Raw genomic sequence first — 16,994 nt, 5'->3', positions numbered from 1 at the left:
GTGCCAGTCTCGTGTGCTACTGGGAGTGACAGACCATCAAGGTATGTGAGAAACGACAGCATCGTCCCCGTCCCGGAACCAGGCTATTGTCACGTCATACAGGGGCGCAGGACCATGGGAACTCGCACAGACCCCGCTTCCTATACACGTCGTGAGAACTTCGACCTGAACCGTGGGCCGGACCCTATGCTAGAGTAACGCCCAGTCGGACATGGTATGGACACAGACGGCCGGTTCAACGGCCACTTCGCAACTGAACACGGTCGCGAGCTGACTGGGAGAGCAGGTGAAGCCACCGTTCTCGATGGCTGTCTACCGAGCCGAAGCGGTTCTCGACATGCTGCTATCGTCGTCCGTCTGGCACGGCCGCCTGGGGAACTCCCCCGGTCGCCCCGTCGCCCACGTTTATGTCGACTCAGAGAGAAGCGAGGCAGCATGCCAACAGTCTCCGTCGACGGCCACACCATCCAGTACGTCACCGCGGGGGAGGGCCCACCACTCCTCCTGTTGCACGGCGGAATCATCGACGCGGGACCGGTGTCGTGGGGCGAGGTCGTCGAGCCCCTGGCCGAGGACTTCACCGTCTACGCGCCGGACATGCTGGGCTACGACGACAGCGACGTGCCCGACGTGGACTACACCATCGACCGCCACGTCGACACGATGGCCGGGTTCGTGCGAGAACTCGGGCTCGATAGCGACGGAGACGGGGTTCACGTTTGCGGCCTCTCGATGGGTGGCGCGGTCGCCCTGGGCCTCACACTGGACACCACGGTTCCGGTGAAACGACTGGTCTGTCTCGACTGCTTCGGCCTCGGGACCGACCTCCCCCGGGGCAAGCTCTCGTACGCGCTCTCGCGGCTCCCGATACTGAACAGGATCGCGGTCGCGCTCTTCCGCCGGAGCCGGAAGTTCACGAAGGCGAGTCTCGCGGGCGTCGCACGCGACCCCGACCAGCTCTCCGAGGACGCCGTCGACCGGGTGTGGGAGTACGCGAAGAAGCCGAGTGCCTGCGTCGCCTTCCGGGACTTCCGGAAGCACGAGATAACGAAAGAGGGCTACCGGACGAACTTCACGCCACGGCTCGACGACCTGTCCGTCCCGGTCCTGTTCGTCCACGGGCAGCACGACGAGGTCGTCCCGGTCGAGTGGGCGCGCCGGGCCGCCGACGCGGCACCCGACGCACGGCTCACGATACTCGACGACTGTGCGCACTGGCCGCCGCGGGAGGCCCCCGAGACGACGGTCCGGCTGGTGAGGGAGTTCTGTCTCGACGCGTGAGGGCTACCCGGGCGACTCGACACCCGTGATCTCGAAGCGTGCCCCGGCCTCGGTGTCGGCCAGGTCGACGGTCCAGCCGTGTGCCTCGGCGACGGCCGAGACGATGGCCAGCCCGAGGCCGGTGTTCTGTTCGTCGCCGGTGGTGAACCCCGGCTCGAACACGGCTTCGGCCTGGTCGTCCGGGATGCCTGGCCCGTCGTCCTCGACGTAGAACCCCGTCCGGTCGGACAGCGAACCGACGGTGACGGTCACCGATGGCTCGCGGTCGGGTCCATCGTCCCCGGCGCCCCCGCTGGCCGCGGGAACGGGGGAGGTGGCTCCGTGCTCGGCAGCGTTCCGGAACAGGTTCTCGAAGAGGCTGTCGAGCAGACTCGCGTCGGCCCGGAACTGCATCGACGAACCCAGGTCGAGTGTGGCCGCAGGGAGGTCGACGTTACCCCAGGCGCCGGTGGCCGCGGCGTGGAGGTCGACCATCTCGAGATCACCGACCTCGCCCTGTCGGGCCAGCACGAGTGCGTCCTCGATTATCCGCTGCATGCGGTCCAGGGAGTTCCGGATGCCCTCGACGTACTCGTCTTCCCCATCGAGCCGTGCCTCCAGTTCCTCGAGGTAGCCCAGCGCGACGCTGATGGGGTTCCGGAGGTCGTGCGAGAGCACGCTGGCGACGGTCTCGAGGCGCTCGTTCGAGGTCGACAGGTCGTCTTCGGCCAGCCGCCGGTCCGTGATATCGAGGTGTTCGACGATGGCGTACCGCTCGCCCTCGTACTCGTAGGGGCTGGCGTACAGGAGGAACCAGCGCTTCTGGTCCGGCGAATGGCAGGGGTACTCGAGCCTGAACTCGTCACGGTCCCCGGCGAGGACCGCCCGGAGACCAGCCGCGGCCTCGGCGGCGTACTCGTCCTTCGCGGCCGCGGCTTCGGTGACGTCGAGGTAGTTCCTGCCGACGTCGTCCGGGTCACCCTCGACGTCGTTCTCGAGCGCGAACGAGCGCCAGCGGTCGTTGGTGTAGACGATGGTTCCGTCCTGGTCGAGAACCGCGAGTTGTGCAGGCAGGCCTCCCAGTGCCCCCGCGAGCAGCCCCTGTGGAAGGTCCATACGCTACCTACACCCGTCGCGGTTATGAAACGTTGGGCGGATTCCCGGAGGTGTAGGACTACAGCGGCGTATATAGCTGTCCGGAGCCACTACTCTTCTGCTCCCCGAAACAGGCCTCTCTCGGTTCTCGATGCGCACCCCCTCGGCTACTTCTGACCCACGGCACCCGCGGTCGGTCGCCGAAATCTCCCCGTTTTTGACGCTGCGCCACCAAGTACCAGCTATGGTGGTCCCTCTCGCGATGGGCTGGCGGAACCTCCTGTTCGAGAACTACCCCGTCGACCCCGCACTGCTCGACGCGCACCTGCCCGACGGACTCGACCCGGACACCTTCGACGGAGACGCCTACCTCTCGGTCGTCCCGTTCACGAACGTCGACGTGCGGCCGAGGGGGCTCCCTGCCAGACTCGGCTTCGACCTCCCCGAACTCAACCTGCGGACCTACGTCACCTGCGACGGCGAGCCCGGCGTCTACTTCTTCAGTCTCGACGCAGAGGGCGTCCTCGGCGTCCTCGGGGCCCGCGTCTTCCAGCACCTTCCGTACTTCTACGCCCGCATCAGCCTCGAGGGCGTGGATGGGACGGTCCGGTTCGAGAGCCGGCGGCTCCACCCCGGCGACCGCCCCGCACACTACACCGCGACCTACGGCCCCAGTGGCGAGCCCTTCCAGTCCACCGAGGACCCCCTCGCCCGGTTCCTGACGGAGCGCTACCGGTTCTACACGCAGGCTCCCGACGGGTCCATCCGGTACGCGAACGTCGACCACGAACCCTGGACGCTGTACCCCGCCGAGGCGACGGTGGAACGCGACACCCTGTTCGCGGCGAACGGGTTCGAGCACCCCGACAGCGACCCGGTGCTGTACTACAGCCCCGGCGTGGACGTGACCACGACGGCGAGCAAACACTGGGAGACCGGCGGTGGCCGGTGATGAGCGAAGAGTCCACGACGCCCGGCGAGTCCGGTGACGACCTCGAGGACGTCGAGGGCCCGGTACTGCTGTTCGACGGCGTCTGCAACCTCTGTAACGGCGTCGTCCAGTTCGTCATCCCGCGGGACCCGGACGGAACCATCCGGTTCGCACCGCTGCAGTCCGAGGCCGGGAGCCGGCTGCAGGAACGTGCCGGGCTCCCGCCCGACCAGCTCGAGACCGTCGTGCTGGTCGAGGGCGACGACTACTACACGAAATCCGCGGCCGTGATCCGCGTGGCGGAACACCTCGGCGGCGTCTACCGGGTGGCGTCCCTCGGGCGCGTCGTGCCACGGGGCGTCCGGGATGCGCTGTACGACTTCGTGGCCGAGCACCGGTACGGCTGGTTCGGCAAGAAGGACCAGTGCATGATGCCCACGCCGGACATCGCGGACCGGTTTCTGGACTGAGAGCCCCGGCGCTCTTCCCCTTCTTCCCCTTCTCGCGCTCTTCCCCTTCTTCCCCTTCTCGCCACGACCCCCGCTCCCCCGCGGCGCCGCGCCCCTGGTCGACGGTCGCCACACGCGGTGGACTTCCCAACTGCAGGCTACCCCAGTGCAAAGCTACTTGTGTTTCACCTCCCAAGCCCAGACGATGCCAGGGGAGGCCGCCGATACGGACGAATTGAGCGTGCTCCAGAGCAAGCGAAACGCGACGCAGTACCAGATACTCTCGCAGATCGCGGAGCGCCAGCCGGCGGTGAGCCAGCAGGAGATCGCCGACGAGATCGGGGTGACGGCCCAGGCGGTCAGCGACTACTTGCAGGACCTGGTCGAGCGGGGGTTCGTGGCCAAGCACGGGCGGGGTCGCTACGAGGTGACCAAGGAGGGGGTGGACTGGCTCATCTCGCGGACGGAGGACCTCCGGCGGTACGTCGACCACGTCTCCGAGGAGGTCATCGGGCAGGTTGACATCGAGACGGCCATCGCGACGGGTGACATCGCGGAGGGGGAGACGGTGTCGCTCTCGATGGAGAACGGGGTCATGCACGCCTCGCCCGGCGACGCGGGGAGTGCGACCGCGGTGGCGGTGACGGACGCGGGGGCGGACGAGGACGTGGGGGTGACGGACTTCGAGGGCGTGCTGGACTACGACCTCGGGACGGTCACGGTGGTCTCGATTCCGCGCATCCAGCGCGGGGGGAGCCGCGAACTCCCCTCGGAGACCATCGCGGATTCCGCCGGCGAGCACGACCTGCTGGCGGCGGCGGGGACCGAGGCGCTGGTTGCCTGTCGTCACGCCGGGCTGGAGCCGGACATCCGGTTCGGCACCGCTGAGGCGGTGACCGAGGCGGCGACGAAGGGTCTGGACGTGCTGCTGGTCGTGGTGACCGACGAGCTCTCGCGGCATACCGACCGGCTGCGCGACGGGAGCATCGGGTACGAGGTCGTGGACGCGGCCGACCAGTGACGGACTCTCGGTCGTCGCCGAAGCAGTCGATTCTGTCGGTGGTAGTGTCCGTACCGGCAGTCCCGTGCGTGCGCAGGAATCTAACCATGACTCGTTGACCTGTCGGTTTCTGATAACTCGTGTGAATCGGAAAGGTTCGATATGATAACAGTGGTTATACCGGTACATTTAAGTAGTGCTCTTCTGTACGTTCGGGTACCTCAATAGCACGGCTTTCCAACCCGTGCAGGGGTGATCGACATGATTCCGAAGACCACCAATCCGGTGCTCGCCACGACCGATAGTGGCGAGACCGCCTATGCCAATGGGAAGGGTGCTACCCTCCCAGCCGGCCGCCAATGCGGCTCTGGCATTATGGGCGAACGCACCGGGTATGTGGCCTTCACCGGTCGCCCCGCCGTTCGGTCCGTCTCTGCCGGTGCCGCATAAGGCCGTTTCGTGGCCCTGGGCGTTCTCTCTCGACCTCAGCTGTCGAGGCCACGCCACGTGCGCCGGTGGGCGGGTTCTTGGATCGAACGGATTTCGTTCCACGACTCACCATCGGCGGGTCACGACTCTGGTCTGATAGGTATCCGGTAGTGACGGTTCCGTGATGAGTGCCAACTGTCGCGAGTGACGGCTCGCGGGGCCACCGTGGCCCCCGCTACCGTCGGTCGTGACTGCTCGCCCAGCTGGTGTCGCCAGCCTGGATCGCCGACCCGGTCGCGGGTCGGTCGGGGGGTTCGAATCCCCCGCTGGGCGTCGCCCCCTGCGTGGGGGCAGATGCACGCTGCCGGGGCACCCGCCCTGTCGCAGAGAGGCATCACTGTCAGCCGCCGGGGTTCCCCATCGAAGACGGTCGGCGCCCGGAGACGGGCCCGCGCCCGAGGTGTGGGAATCCCGGGACCTGGTCGGGAGGTGGCCCCCGTCGCCCGGGTCCCGAAGCACGCCCTCACGCGCCCGTACCCTCTCGTCCTCGGTAACAGCTCCGCTGCGCCGGGGGCGTTGCTCCCGTGGTGTAGCTGGCCAATCACGCGGCCCTTTCGAGGCCGAGACCCGAGTTCGACTCTCGGCGGGAGCACTTATGGCACAGACTCGTCTCAGCCACGAGACAGAAGCGACGGCACACCTGACAGTCCGCGTTCCCGACGGCGCGCCCGGTGACCTGATGGCCGGCGCCGCGACCGTCATCGCCCGCATCGACGACCTCGACGCGGTCGACGTCGAACGCATCACCGGCATCACGCCGAGCCTCAACGCCATCGAGGTGGACGTCGAGGTGACCGTCACGCTGCTGTCCGACCAACCCGACGATAGTACCGTCCGTGCCGACCTGGAGGACGGCTTCGGTGTCGAAGCCGTCCACGAGGTCGCCATCGAGAACCAGGCCGTTCCGGCCTAACACCGGCCAGCCTATCCGGCCACCGACCCGCCATGGTCGACATCGCTGCCCTGACCGCCACGCAGTCCGGTCATCCAGGCCGCCCTGGCCGCCCATCCCGCTGACGCAGGCGTGTTCGCCGGGGGGCGAACACACCAGCCGCCCGCCCGCTCGGGCGGACCCCTCCACCCGTGGGGCGATAGGATAGTACTCTCACCTCCACGCAGCTATTCACTGCTGCCAGTGCGAGTCGTGGAGTTCCTTCGGCCAATTCCGTCTGGATCGCAGCCAGAAGACGCAGGTTCGATTCCTGCTCGCCCCTTCGTCGTGCGCGAACGACAGTGAGCGCGATGCGGAGTTGCGAGGAGATCGAATCAGGGAGCGGTCGAGAGACCGTGGTTCGATTCCTGCTCGCCCTTCGTCGTGCGCGAACGACAGTGAGCGCGACTCAATGTTTGACACGCCCAGAACTTCCACACGGTGTAGAATGTGTACACCGTGTAAATTCGAAACCCGCCGATGACGCCGCGAGGCCGAGGCACCCGACACGGTCGCACGCTCGCCGTGCGACGGTTCAGGTGGGTTCGACTCCCACCCGTGTCCTCCGGAGTCGAGGCCTGCACACTCGACTCCCGTCGCGGGCGGTCGTGACGAGACCGATGCAGGGCTGGTCGCCACGCAACATCCCTCCACACGTATTTTCACCGGCAGGCCGGTGCGAGTCGTGGAGTTACTTCGTTCTCAGCGAACGGACCGGGTTCGATTCCCGGCGCATCGGTCTCGGCACGGGGACCCGCGCGTCGGAGCGGTAGCGTCTCCGGACCGGTATTCGCCTTGCGGCGCGAGGTCTGGAGCTACTTCAGTGGTCCAACGTGGGTTCAAATCCCACCCGCTCCGCTCTGCTGCTGGCAACTTTCACCGGAAACCCGGTGTGCTGCCGACGGGGAGTGCGTGGGCTGGAAGCACAGCCAGGTCGTGCGCTGGGCTCTTAACTCAGTGGTCGCGAGTTCGAATCTCGCCCAGCCCTCTCTCCGGCGAACGCCGGGATGCGGTGAGTCTCACGCCAGGAAGACGCGGGCCGGAAGCACAGCCAGGTCCAGTGCAGCCGACTTTTAATCGGACAGTCGCGGGTTCGAATCCCGCCTGGCCCCTCCATTCTCCGGCGACCGGTAGGGAGCCGTGAGATGGAGCTAGCGGATTCGAGCCCTGCGAGTCGCAGCCCGGGAGCGCAGCGATGCGAGCACCCCGGACCGTCTCGGTCCGGTTCGAATCCCGCCCGGCCCCTCCATTCTCCGGCGACCGGCAGGGAGCCGTGAGATGGAACCTCGATCCGTTCCCATCGGGCGAGGGGTGGCGTTCCTTCGAGTGGCCACGGCGGTCTCCCGACCGCTCCCCGGTTCGAATCCGGGATGCGTCGCATCGCGACGGCCGGCGAGCACCTCGCCGGCATCGCCACCCCGGCTTTTCCCGAGCTGTGGAACGGCTTGACACGCTGCCTGAAGACTTATTACAGAACCAACACATGTCCGGGACACGGGGCGAGTGGGAGCGTTACTTCATCACTCTGACCCGGCCCGAACGGGCCACGCTCCCACGGTTTTCCCCACTTCCAGACACCTTTCCGTACCGGGGTCGCGGTTTCGGACCCCAGAACGCGCTGGTGGGCGCAGGCCACCACGGCCACTTTCCCACCGTGATAGCGATGAAGTTCAACCGCACCACATCGACGGACGAACAGCGAACGACCAACTTCGAGGGTGCGGAGGCGTACCAGCCGGAGAGTCCGGAACTCGGCCTCTACAAGACCGTCGTGAACAACCTCCTCGAGGACAGTTTCTACGAGTCCGACGAGGCGCGCCTGCACAAGCTCGCGCGGCGGGTGACCGTGGCGGCCGACGAGGACCCTGAGTTCGTGCTCAAACTGGCGGCGTACGCCCGGACGGAGCTGTACCTGCGCGACGTGTCGAACCTCCTGCTCGTGTTCGCGGCACAGCACGAGGAGGCGAAGTCGTACGTCCGGGAGTACGCCCCGCGGGTCATCCAGCGCGCAGACGAGCTGAACACGGTCACCGCGATGCAGCTCGAGCTGTTCGGGAAGCCGATTCCCAAGCCGCTCAAGAAGGGTCTCGCGGACTCGTTCCACGAGTTCGACCGCTACCAGTTCGCGAAGTACGACAACCACAACCGCGAGGTGACGTTCCGGGACGTCATGAACCTCGTCCACCCGGCGCCGGAGACGGCGGAGGAGGACGAGATCTTCGAGCGCCTCGTGCTGGGCGACCTCGACGACCATCCCGACGTCGAGCCGCTGGACCCGCCAGAGACGTGGGAGGTCGTCATCTCCGAGCAGGGGAACACACCGGAGGCGTGGCGAGAGGTCCTGCCGAAGATGGGTCTCTTCGCGACCGTCCGGAACCTCCGCAACATGCTGGATGCCGGGCTGGACGGCGAGGAGATCCTCACCGAGGACGACCTCGAGTACGCCCGCGACTCGATGCTCTACCCGTTCCGGTTCTACCAGGCCTACGAGGCCGTCACGGCGGCCGGGGTCGCGGACGAGCACACCGAGCGCTGGCTCTCGCGGGCGGTCGACGCGACGGCGACGAACCTGCCCGACGACCTCGGGAACACGTTCGTCGCGGTCGACCTCTCGGGGTCGATGAACTCGGCGCTCTCCGGGCGCTCCGAGATGACGTACAGGGAGATCGCGTCGTTCTTCGGCGCGGTCCTGCAGGCCCAGGATGCCGACGTCGGGGTGTTCGCGAGCGACTTCGAGACGGTCTCTGCGCACACGGACACGCCGACGCTGGAGCGCGCCCGGAAGATCCGCGACCGCTCCGTCGGTGGGGCCACGAACGCGTGGCTCGCCTTCGAGCACCTCGTCGAGGAGTCGGCCGAGTACGACCGCGTGGTCGTGCTGACGGACATGCAGGTCTGGGACTCCACGTGGGGGTCCGACGAGAGCGTCCGCGAGTGGTTCACCCGCTACCGCGACCAGGTCGCACCCGGGTCGAACCTCTACATGGTCGACCTGCAGGCGTACGGTGACCTGGTGACGCCGGAGGGGTACGACGGCGTCTACAACATCTCCGGGTGGACCGCGGACATCGTCGAGTTCGTCGTCTACGCGGAACGCGAGGACGAGATACTCGACGAGATACGAGACTACTGACCGCGTGAGGGCGTGTGGACGCCCTCGCCGTTACAGGGTCTTCTTCAGCTGGATCTCGTCGTCGGTGACGGTGTCGATGGCCTCCTCCTGGAGCGGGTAGGTGTCCTCACCGCGCTCGCTCCACCCGAGTTTGACGTACAGTTTGTCAGTGATGTCCGGGTTCGGCTTCACGTACGCGGTGCCGTTCTTTACCTCGGCGACGATACCGACGGCGTCGCCGTCCTTGACGACGGTCTTTCCTTCCGCATCCTCGGTGAGTGTGGTCGTTGACATCGCACCTAGACCGTGGGGCGACGGCGGGTTGGGCCTCGCGCTTGCAGTCGCAGGCAACCGAAAGGGGAGACGGACGGCCGGCACACAGCGGCTTGCCAGTGCTGGCCGTCAGTACAGGGGCGTGGGGGCACAACGACTGTGTATGTCGCTCGCAAACGTGTTCGACTCGACGCGGACCAGGCAGGCAAGTGCACTCTCGATGCTCGCTGAAGCCGGGATGGCGCTCTGGCGGGGCAAGACGAAGGTGGCGGCGCTCTTCCTCGGCGCCGCGGCCATCGCGTACCGCTGGAGTGCCCTCGGGTTCGCGGCCGAGGGACTCATCCGCCTCTATCGGCGGTCCCGGACAGACTGAGGGGACCCACCGGCGGCTGTACGCCCGGCTGGAGCCGACCCCAGAGAACCATCTGAACAACAGCCCGCCCGTTTCGTCCCGTTTCCCACTCGGGAACGCGGGACCGACAGTGGCGGCGCCCACGACTCCCTTTACAGCTGTAGTGCTGTAAAGAAGTTCTCGACGCTGTCGTTTACAGACATAGCCGTGTAAAGGGGGCGCCAGAACGGGGAATCAGTTGAAATCGGGCAGTTCGGTGTCCGTATCGGCCATATTGATGTTGACCTCTATGATGTTGGCCGTGCTCGTGACGGCGTCGACGATGCGCTCGTGGTAGGCGGGTTCTTGCATCCGGTTGACCGGCCCGGACACCGACACCGACCCGAGGACGGTGTCGTCCTTGTCGAGGATGGGCGCGCCGATGGCCTGCAGTCCCTTGATCTCCTCCTCCTGGTTGGTCGCGTAGCCCTGCTCGCGCACCCGTTCGAGTTCTGCGAACAGCTCGTCCGGGTCCGTGATGGTGTGTTCGGTCTTCGCGGAGAGCCCGTACTCGTCGATGATGCCCCGGACCCGCTCCTCGCCGAGGTGGGCGAGGATGGACTTGCCGGTCGCCGAGAAGTGGAGGTAGTCGGGCTTCTGGAGCTTGTTGGTCTGGTAGTCCCGGCCGACCGCCTTCTCGCCCTGCACCTTGTAGAGGTTCACCCCGAGGCCGTGCTGTTCGGTCGCGAGGTGGGCGTACTCGCCGGTCTCGTCGGCCAGTTTCTCGATCTCCTCCTTCCCGTGGTCGTAGAGGAGGTGCTGGTTCCGGACGAACTCGCCCAGCAGGAGGAACTGCAGGCCGAGGCTGTAGGTGTCGCCTTCCTTCACGACGAAGTGCTCCTCTCGCAGTGTGGAGAGGTGACTGTACACCGCGCTCTTGGACATGTCGAGGTGGTCGGCGAGTTCGGTCACGCCGGCCCCATCGAGTTCCTCGAGGACCCGGATGATGTCACACGCACGCGACACTGTCTTCAACGTCCTGGACGGCTCGTCACCGGTGTTCGCACGCCCTGCCATGGCAGGAGCCATGGGCCGGACTCGCATAGGTGTTCCCGTTGTGTGCGTTCCGTCCCGGGCCGGATACCCCCGCCATGTCTACCATTTCCTTCCAGTGATGAGACCACACCACGACCGAGTCTTGCGGTTTTACCCGTTCTCATTTCGAGAACAGATAGTGAGCACGCGCTGGGGCCGATTCGCCCCGAGATGTCCACTGTAGGCGTTGCTCATGGGTCGAATCGGCGTTCGACGGAGGAGAACAGGGTCAGTCGCTGGCGAGCTCCGCGATGGCACCGGCGAGGACGCGGGTCGCGGCGGCACAGTCCTCCCAGTCGGTCCACTCGGCGGGGTTGTGGGAGATGCCGTCCCGGGAGGGGGCAAAGAGGAGGCCGGCGTCGGTCACCTGGGCGATGTTCATGGTGTCGTGGGCGGCGCCGGAGTGCATCGCGGTCACGGCGACCCCGGCGTCCTCGCTGGCGGCACAGAAGGCGTCCCGGACCCGGTCGCTCATCGGGACGGGGTCGCGGTGCCACGGTCGTTCGAAGCTCGCCTCGACGTCGCGTTCGTCCTCGATGCGGGCGAGGCTGGCCCGGGCCCGGTCGACGATGGTCTCGATGGCGTCGGGGTCGACGTCCCGGACGTCCAGGCTCAGGTCGACCCGGCCGGGGATGACGTTCGGCGCGTTCGGGCCGACGCCCACCTTGCCGACGGTACCCACCGCCGACGAGGAGTCGACGGCGACGACCTCGTTCGCGGCGTCCTCCACGTCGAGGACGAACTCGCTGGCGGCGGCGAGGGCGTCGGTCCGGGTGCCCATCGGGGTCGTGCCGGCGTGGTTCGCCTCGCCCGAGACCTCGATGGCACAGCGCGAGAGGCCGGTGATGCTCGTGACGATGCCGGCGGCCATCCCGGCGTCCTCGAGCCGGGTGCCCTGCTCGATGTGGAGTTCGAGCCAGGAATCCCACTCGCTGGCGTCGACGGTACCCTCACCGAGGAAGCCGATGTCGTCGAGCGCCTCGTGCAGCGTCTGGCCGTCGTCCGAGAGGTCGTGGGCCTCCTCGACGGTCATGTCCCCCGCGGCGACCGCCGAGCCGACCAGCCCACCCCCGAAGCGCTGGCCCTCCTCCTCGGTGAGGTTCACCACCTCGATGGGTCGGGCGAGGTCGAGATCGGCGGCCTGCATCGCCCGGACCGCCTCGAGCGCCGCGTACACCCCCAGTGGCCCGTCGAAGATACCGCCCTCGGGGACGGAATCTAGGTGGCTCCCCGCGGCGACCGCGTCGGCGTCGGGGTCGGCGCCCTCGGGTACCCACCGGCCCACGACGTTGCCGACCGCGTCGACGCTGACGGCCATCCCGGCGTCGCGACAGCGTTCGACGAAGTACTCCCGGGCGGCCCGGTCCGCCGCCGTCCCCGAGAGGACGGTCCGGGCGTTCCCTGCCTCGACCTGGACCGCGCCGAACTCGGCGTTCGATTCGATGTCTCTCCGTAGCCGTGCCTCGCTGACCTCCATGGTATGAGCTATCTGTAGAACCGGCACTTCACTGTTTCTCTAACTACCAACAAAACAATAAATTGACAGGTATATTCACCGTCCGTCCGCCCGCATGCTCCCGTCCTCGCGCGAAGCCGAGGTCCCCAGAGGGCCCACGACCGCCCCGTAGAGTCGGCGACTCTCCCCGAGTCGGCGGTCGATGGCCGTGGGACTGGAGCCGGAATCGGCCCCGACCCGTGCCGCCATCGCCGGCGTGAACTCGGGGTGGAACTGGATGCCCAGCACGTCCCGGTCCCGGTCGGCGAACGCCTGGATGCCAGAGTCGTCGCGAGCCAGTACGGTGGCACCGGGCGGTGCGCTGGCGACGTGGTCGCCGTGGTAGACGAACGACTCGAACTCGCGGGGGAGGTCCCGGAAGGCCGGGTGGTCGTCGCTCGCGGCGGTGCGCTCGATGGTCGAGAGTCCGGTACGCTGGTCGGGGAGCGATTCGACGCGACCGCCGAGGTGGCCGGCGAGGAACTGATGGCCGAAGCAGACGCCGAGCACCGGCGTCTCTGTCGCCAGCGCGTCGTCGAGGTAGGCACCGAGGGCGTCGAACCACGGCTCCGGGTCGGTGACGTGAGCGTGGGACCCGGCGACGACCACGAGGTCGTAGTCGGTGTGCGCCGGGAGCGTGCCGTGATGGGGGGCGAACCGTTCGAGGTCTGGCTGGTCGGCGAGCTGTTTCTGGAGCACGCGTTCGATGGCCGCCGGGTAGTCGAAGCGACTCGGTGGTGCGAGGCAGGCGATGGACATGGGTGAGAGCACCAGCGCTGGGTGTCTGGATGAATGTCCAGTCCCTACACCTAGAACAAAGAGTTTTCGAACGTACGTTTTATTTTACAGTCTCTGTCGGTGGTGAATCCCCCGGCGGCGGTTGTTTCGACCGCGGCCTGTCTGAAGATTATTAATATTGCCTTGACTATAGCTCACCATAGATTTATTATCTCCTACCAAGTCCGTGTTTGTATGTCACGGGATAGCAGTGGGTGTAACAGTGACAAGACCGACTCGTATCGCAAGTTCCGCCGCCGTGGTTTCCTCGGGGCGACCGCAATCGGGGCCGCAGGCCTCGCAGGCTGTCTCGGTGGCGGTGGCGGCGATACCGACGACTCCGGCGGTGGCGGGGGCGGCGACGGAAACGACGGCGGTGGCGGTGGCGGTGGCGACAACTCCGGCGGCGACCCGCAGTCCGGGGGCACGCTCCAGTGGGGCGGCGCCGTCCCGGTCCAGGGGCTCGACCCGCACCTCGAGAGTGCAGCCGCGACGGCCCGCGTCCTCGAGAACATCGTCGAGGGCCTCGTCAAACTGAACGACGACTACACGTTCTCTCCCGACCTCGCGAAGTCGATGGAGACCTCCGAGGACAACACGAAGTTCACCTTCGAACTCGAGGAGGGCGTGACGTTCCACAACGGCAAGGAGATGACCTCCGCCGACGTGCTGGCCTCCTACGAGCGCGTCAAGAACAACGAGACGTTCCTCGCCAACGGCTTCATGCAGAACGTGGACTCGATGAACGCGCCGGACGACTACACGTTCGAGCTCACGCTGAAGGAGCCCCTCGCGCCGTTCATCGCGAAGATGTCCACCGAGGAGCTCGCCATCGTCCCGAAGGAGCAGGCCGAGAAGGACGAGATCAAAGAGCCCATCGGCACCGGCCCGTACAAGTTCGAGAGCCGTGAGATCGAGACCTCGTTCACGATGGTCAAGAACGAGGACTACTGGAACGACGACGTCGACGGTCCGTACCTCGACAAGATCGTCAAGTCCGAGATCACGGACCCCAGCGTCCGCCTCCAGTCCTTCCGCGCCGGCGAGTACGACTTCATCAACGGCATCCCGCCGAGCGACGTCGAGCGCGTCCAGAACGATTCGAGCGTCAACTTCCAGAAGAAGTTCCCGAAGGCGCTGGTCTACCTCGGGATGAACTGCAACAAGGCACCGTTCGACAACAAGCACGCCCGTCTCGCACTGGACTACGCCATCGACAAGCAGAAGGCGACCGAGGCGGCCCTCTACGGGACCGGCCAGGCGACCGCGACGCCGGCCGCACCCGGGAGCCCGTGGGTCAACGAGGACATCCAGCCCCGCGAGCGCAACATCGAGAAGGCCAAAGAGCACCTCGAGAAGGCGGGCATGCCCGACGGCTTCTCGGTCTCGTTCAAGATTCCGCAGTCCTACCCGGCGCAGGTCCAGGCCGCACAGGTCATCGCGGACGACGCCGCCGAGGCCGGCATCGAGATGAACATCCAGAAGATCACCTGGAGCACCTGGCTCTCGGACGTCTACTCGAAGCAGAACTTCGAGGCGACCACGTCGAGCTACCTCGCGCTGTACTACCCCGACGTGTCCTTCTACAAGTTCCTGCACCCGAACGGGGCGTTCTTCTTCACCGGCTGGAGCAACGACGAGTACAACACGCTCGTCGAGGAGGCCCGCCGGATGTACGACGAGGACGCTCGCGCCGAGAAGTACAAGAAGGCGACCGAGATCCTCCACGAGAACCGCGCCGGTCATCTGTTCCTGTTCTGGCAGGCGAACCTCTACGGGGCCCAGCCGGACTACAAGGGGCCGATGGGCACGGCCGACGGGTCCACGCTCAACTTCGCGGACAACTACTTCGACGAGTAAGCACGAGTACGAATGTCCCTGGCAAGTTACCTCGTGAGACGGGTGGGCTTCATGGCCGTGACACTGCTGCTGGTCACGGTCATCACCTTCGCCGTCACCAACATCCTCCCGGGCGACGTGGCCCTCCTGATACTGGGGCCGAACGCCAGCGAGGAGAAGATCATGGCGTTGCGCCAGCAGATGGGCCTGAACCAGCCACTGTACGCCCAGTACTTCGACTGGCTGGCGGGGCTGCTCACCGGCGACCTCGGTACGTCGCTGAAGTTCGGTGAGTCCGTCACGGCCCTCATCGTCGAGAAGCTGCCGCGCTCGCTCATGCTCGCGGTCGCGGCGACCGGCGTCGCGGTCGTCCTCTCCATCCCGCTGGGCATCGTCGCCGCCTACCGACAGAACGAGTGGCCGGACTTCATCGCCTCGACGTTCGGGTTCGTCGGTGTCTCCATCCCCATCTTCCTGTGGGGGCTGGTGTTCATCCTGGTGTTCGCCATCTGGCCGACCCAGTTCTTCAACATCGACTTCTTCCCGACCACGGGCTACGCCGCACCCTCCGAGGAGGGCTGGGGGATGACGCTGCGTCACCTCGTCCTCCCGGCGACCTCGATGGGCTTCGCGCTCACCGCCTACATCATGCGGATGACGCGGTCGTCCATGCTCGAGGTCCTCTCCGAGGAGTACGTCAAGCTCGCCCGGGCGAAGGGTATGTCCGAGAACGTGGTCGTGTTGCGCCACGCCTTCCGGAACGCCGTCATCCCGGTCATCACGGTCATCGCGTTCCAGTTCGCCTACGCCTTCGGCGGCGTCGTCGTCCTGGAGCAGGTGTTCTTCTGGCCGGGCATCGGGCGGCTCACCCTGACCGCGGTGAAGGCACGCGACATCCCGCTGTTGCAGGGCTGTATCATCGTCATCGCGCTGATGTACATGATATCGAACCTGGCGGCGGACGTGCTGTACGCGTACTTCGACCCGCGCATCCGCTACGGGGGTGACAACTGATGTCGACCGAGACCAGCCGCGGGAGCGTCCTGCCCGTCGAGCAGGCGAAGATCGACCGCATGCACCGCTTCTGGCGGCAGTTCCGCGGCAACACGAAGGCCATGGTCGGCCTCGTCATCGTCCTCTCGCTGGTCGTCACGGCCGGCATCTCGACGGTGACCATCTCCAAGTCCGAGATAGCGAAGACGAACATCGAGGAGCGCTCCGAGGCCCCGTCGCTCGAACACCCGTTCGGGACCGACGACCTCGGGCGCGACATCCTGTTGCGCGTGCTGAAGGGCAGCAGTATCTCGCTGTACGTCGGGTTCGGCGCGATAAGCGGCGCACTGGTGGTGGGGACAGCCATCGGCGTGTTCGCCGGGTACTACGGCGGCCTCGTCGACGAGGTCCTGATGCGGGTGATGGACGCCGCGATGGCGTTCCCGCCCATCCTGCTCGCGCTGGCCATCATGGTCGTCATCGGGCCACAGCTCAACAACGTCATCCTCGCTCTGGCGTTCGTCTACACGCCGTACATTGCCCGCGTCGGGCGGTCCGCGGCCATCTCCGAGCGCAACGAGGAGTACGTCGAGGCGGCGGTCGCCCGCGGCGAATCGGACACCCGCATCGTCTTCAGCGAGGTCCTGCCGAACTGCATGGCCCCGCTGCTCGTCCAGGCATCCATCAACATCGCGTTCGCGATGCTGGCGGAGGCGTCGCTGTCGTTCCTCGGTCTGGGGGCACAGCCGCCGACGCCGTCGTGGGGCCTGATGATAAGCAACGGCCGCAAGTTCATGCAGACCGAACCGTGGATGATCATCTTCCCGGGGCTGGCCATCGCCATCACCGTCTTCGGGTTCAACATGCTCGGCGACGGCCTGCGCGACGTGCTCGACCCCAAGGTCGATACGGAGGAGCGCTAAG

At 66.5% G+C, this 16,994-nt stretch carries 15 protein-coding genes and 3 tRNA genes; 13 read left to right on the top strand and 5 right to left on the bottom strand.

The genetic code is table 11. The annotated features are described in order from the left end of the window. Positions 1-435: 435 nt before the first annotated feature. On the top strand, positions 436-1,281 hold the full coding sequence (locus NOV86_RS20570; RefSeq protein ID WP_267643699.1) for an alpha/beta fold hydrolase: 846 nt from the start codon (positions 436-438) through the stop codon (positions 1,279-1,281). 3 nt (positions 1,282-1,284) lie between these two features. Here the strand turns inward: NOV86_RS20570 and NOV86_RS20565 are convergent, their stop codons facing one another. Then, on the bottom strand, positions 1,285-2,376 hold the full coding sequence (locus tag NOV86_RS20565; RefSeq protein WP_267643698.1) for a sensor histidine kinase: 1,092 nt from the start codon (positions 2,374-2,376) through the stop codon (positions 1,285-1,287). A 223-nt stretch (positions 2,377-2,599) separates the two neighbouring features. On the opposite strand from NOV86_RS20565, the gene NOV86_RS20560 reads away from it, so the two are divergent. The 8 genes from NOV86_RS20560 to NOV86_RS20525 all read left to right on the top strand — a co-directional run bounded on the left by NOV86_RS20560 (position 2,600) and on the right by NOV86_RS20525 (position 9,288). Next, positions 2,600-3,307: a YqjF family protein gene (locus NOV86_RS20560; RefSeq protein ID WP_267643697.1), complete on the top strand. Its 708-nt coding sequence runs from the start codon at positions 2,600-2,602 to the stop codon at positions 3,305-3,307. Continuing rightward, on the top strand, positions 3,307-3,756 hold the full coding sequence (locus NOV86_RS20555) for a thiol-disulfide oxidoreductase DCC family protein (protein WP_267643696.1): 450 nt from the start codon (positions 3,307-3,309) through the stop codon (positions 3,754-3,756). Before NOV86_RS20560 ends, NOV86_RS20555 begins: the two co-directional genes overlap by 1 nt. Before the next feature lie 184 nt (positions 3,757-3,940). After that, the gene (locus NOV86_RS20550) at positions 3,941-4,756 is read left to right on the top strand and encodes a DUF7839 domain-containing protein (protein WP_267643695.1); all 816 of its coding nucleotides are present in this window, start codon (positions 3,941-3,943) and stop codon (positions 4,754-4,756) included. Positions 4,757-5,742: 986 nt separating this feature from the next. Beyond that, positions 5,743-5,816: transfer RNA gene (locus NOV86_RS20545), tRNA-Glu, on the top strand. 3 nt (positions 5,817-5,819) lie between these two features. Then, the gene (locus NOV86_RS20540) at positions 5,820-6,137 is read left to right on the top strand and encodes a hypothetical protein (protein ID WP_267643694.1); all 318 of its coding nucleotides are present in this window, start codon (positions 5,820-5,822) and stop codon (positions 6,135-6,137) included. A gap of 932 nt (positions 6,138-7,069) precedes the next feature. Then, positions 7,070-7,143, top strand: a tRNA-Lys gene (locus NOV86_RS20535). 48 nt (positions 7,144-7,191) lie between these two features. Continuing rightward, positions 7,192-7,267, top strand: a tRNA-Lys gene (locus tag NOV86_RS20530). Positions 7,268-7,818: 551 nt separating this feature from the next. Next, complete coding sequence (locus tag NOV86_RS20525) at positions 7,819-9,288, top strand: TROVE domain-containing protein (RefSeq protein ID WP_267643693.1); 1,470 nt, start codon at positions 7,819-7,821, stop codon at positions 9,286-9,288. Positions 9,289-9,318: 30 nt separating this feature from the next. Here NOV86_RS20525 and NOV86_RS20520 read toward each other — a convergent pair whose 3' ends face one another. Continuing rightward, the gene (locus NOV86_RS20520; RefSeq protein ID WP_267643692.1) at positions 9,319-9,561 is read right to left on the bottom strand and encodes a DUF8593 domain-containing protein; all 243 of its coding nucleotides are present in this window, start codon (positions 9,559-9,561) and stop codon (positions 9,319-9,321) included. 142 nt (positions 9,562-9,703) lie between these two features. On the opposite strand from NOV86_RS20520, the gene NOV86_RS20515 reads away from it, so the two are divergent. Continuing rightward, a complete protein-coding gene (locus NOV86_RS20515) occupies positions 9,704-9,913 on the top strand; it encodes a hypothetical protein (RefSeq protein WP_267643691.1) in 210 nt (69 codons plus the stop codon). Positions 9,914-10,126: 213 nt separating this feature from the next. Here the strand turns inward: NOV86_RS20515 and NOV86_RS20510 are convergent, their stop codons facing one another. The 3 genes from NOV86_RS20510 to NOV86_RS20500 all read right to left on the bottom strand — a co-directional run bounded on the left by NOV86_RS20510 (position 10,127) and on the right by NOV86_RS20500 (position 13,220). Next, positions 10,127-10,948: an IclR family transcriptional regulator gene (locus NOV86_RS20510; protein WP_267643690.1), complete on the bottom strand. Its 822-nt coding sequence runs from the start codon at positions 10,946-10,948 to the stop codon at positions 10,127-10,129. Positions 10,949-11,195: 247 nt separating this feature from the next. After that, a complete protein-coding gene (locus NOV86_RS20505) occupies positions 11,196-12,443 on the bottom strand; it encodes a Zn-dependent hydrolase (protein WP_267643689.1) in 1,248 nt (415 codons plus the stop codon). 75 nt (positions 12,444-12,518) lie between these two features. Continuing rightward, positions 12,519-13,220 (bottom strand): type 1 glutamine amidotransferase, encoded by a 702-nt coding sequence (locus NOV86_RS20500; protein WP_267643688.1) that lies wholly within the window; start codon positions 13,218-13,220, stop codon positions 12,519-12,521. A 213-nt stretch (positions 13,221-13,433) separates the two neighbouring features. On the opposite strand from NOV86_RS20500, the gene NOV86_RS20495 reads away from it, so the two are divergent. The 3 genes from NOV86_RS20495 to NOV86_RS20485 are packed head-to-tail and all read left to right on the top strand — an operon-like array spanning position 13,434 to position 16,993. Further along, positions 13,434-15,098: an ABC transporter substrate-binding protein gene (locus NOV86_RS20495; RefSeq protein ID WP_267643687.1), complete on the top strand. Its 1,665-nt coding sequence runs from the start codon at positions 13,434-13,436 to the stop codon at positions 15,096-15,098. Between the two features lie 12 nt (positions 15,099-15,110). After that, positions 15,111-16,091, top strand: a complete 981-nt coding sequence (locus NOV86_RS20490; RefSeq protein WP_267643686.1) for an ABC transporter permease — start codon at positions 15,111-15,113, stop codon at positions 16,089-16,091. Then, positions 16,091-16,993, top strand: coding sequence for an ABC transporter permease (locus NOV86_RS20485; RefSeq protein WP_267643685.1), 903 nt, complete (start codon positions 16,091-16,093; stop codon positions 16,991-16,993). Before NOV86_RS20490 ends, NOV86_RS20485 begins: the two co-directional genes overlap by 1 nt. Position 16,994 lies beyond the last annotated feature (1 nt).

Source organism: Haloarchaeobius amylolyticus (assembly GCF_026616195.1).
GTDB classification, from domain to species: domain Archaea; phylum Halobacteriota; class Halobacteria; order Halobacteriales; family Natrialbaceae; genus Haloarchaeobius; species Haloarchaeobius amylolyticus.
The sequence above is the reverse complement of the archived record's forward strand: the minus strand, read 5'-3'. Positions and strand labels throughout refer to the sequence as shown.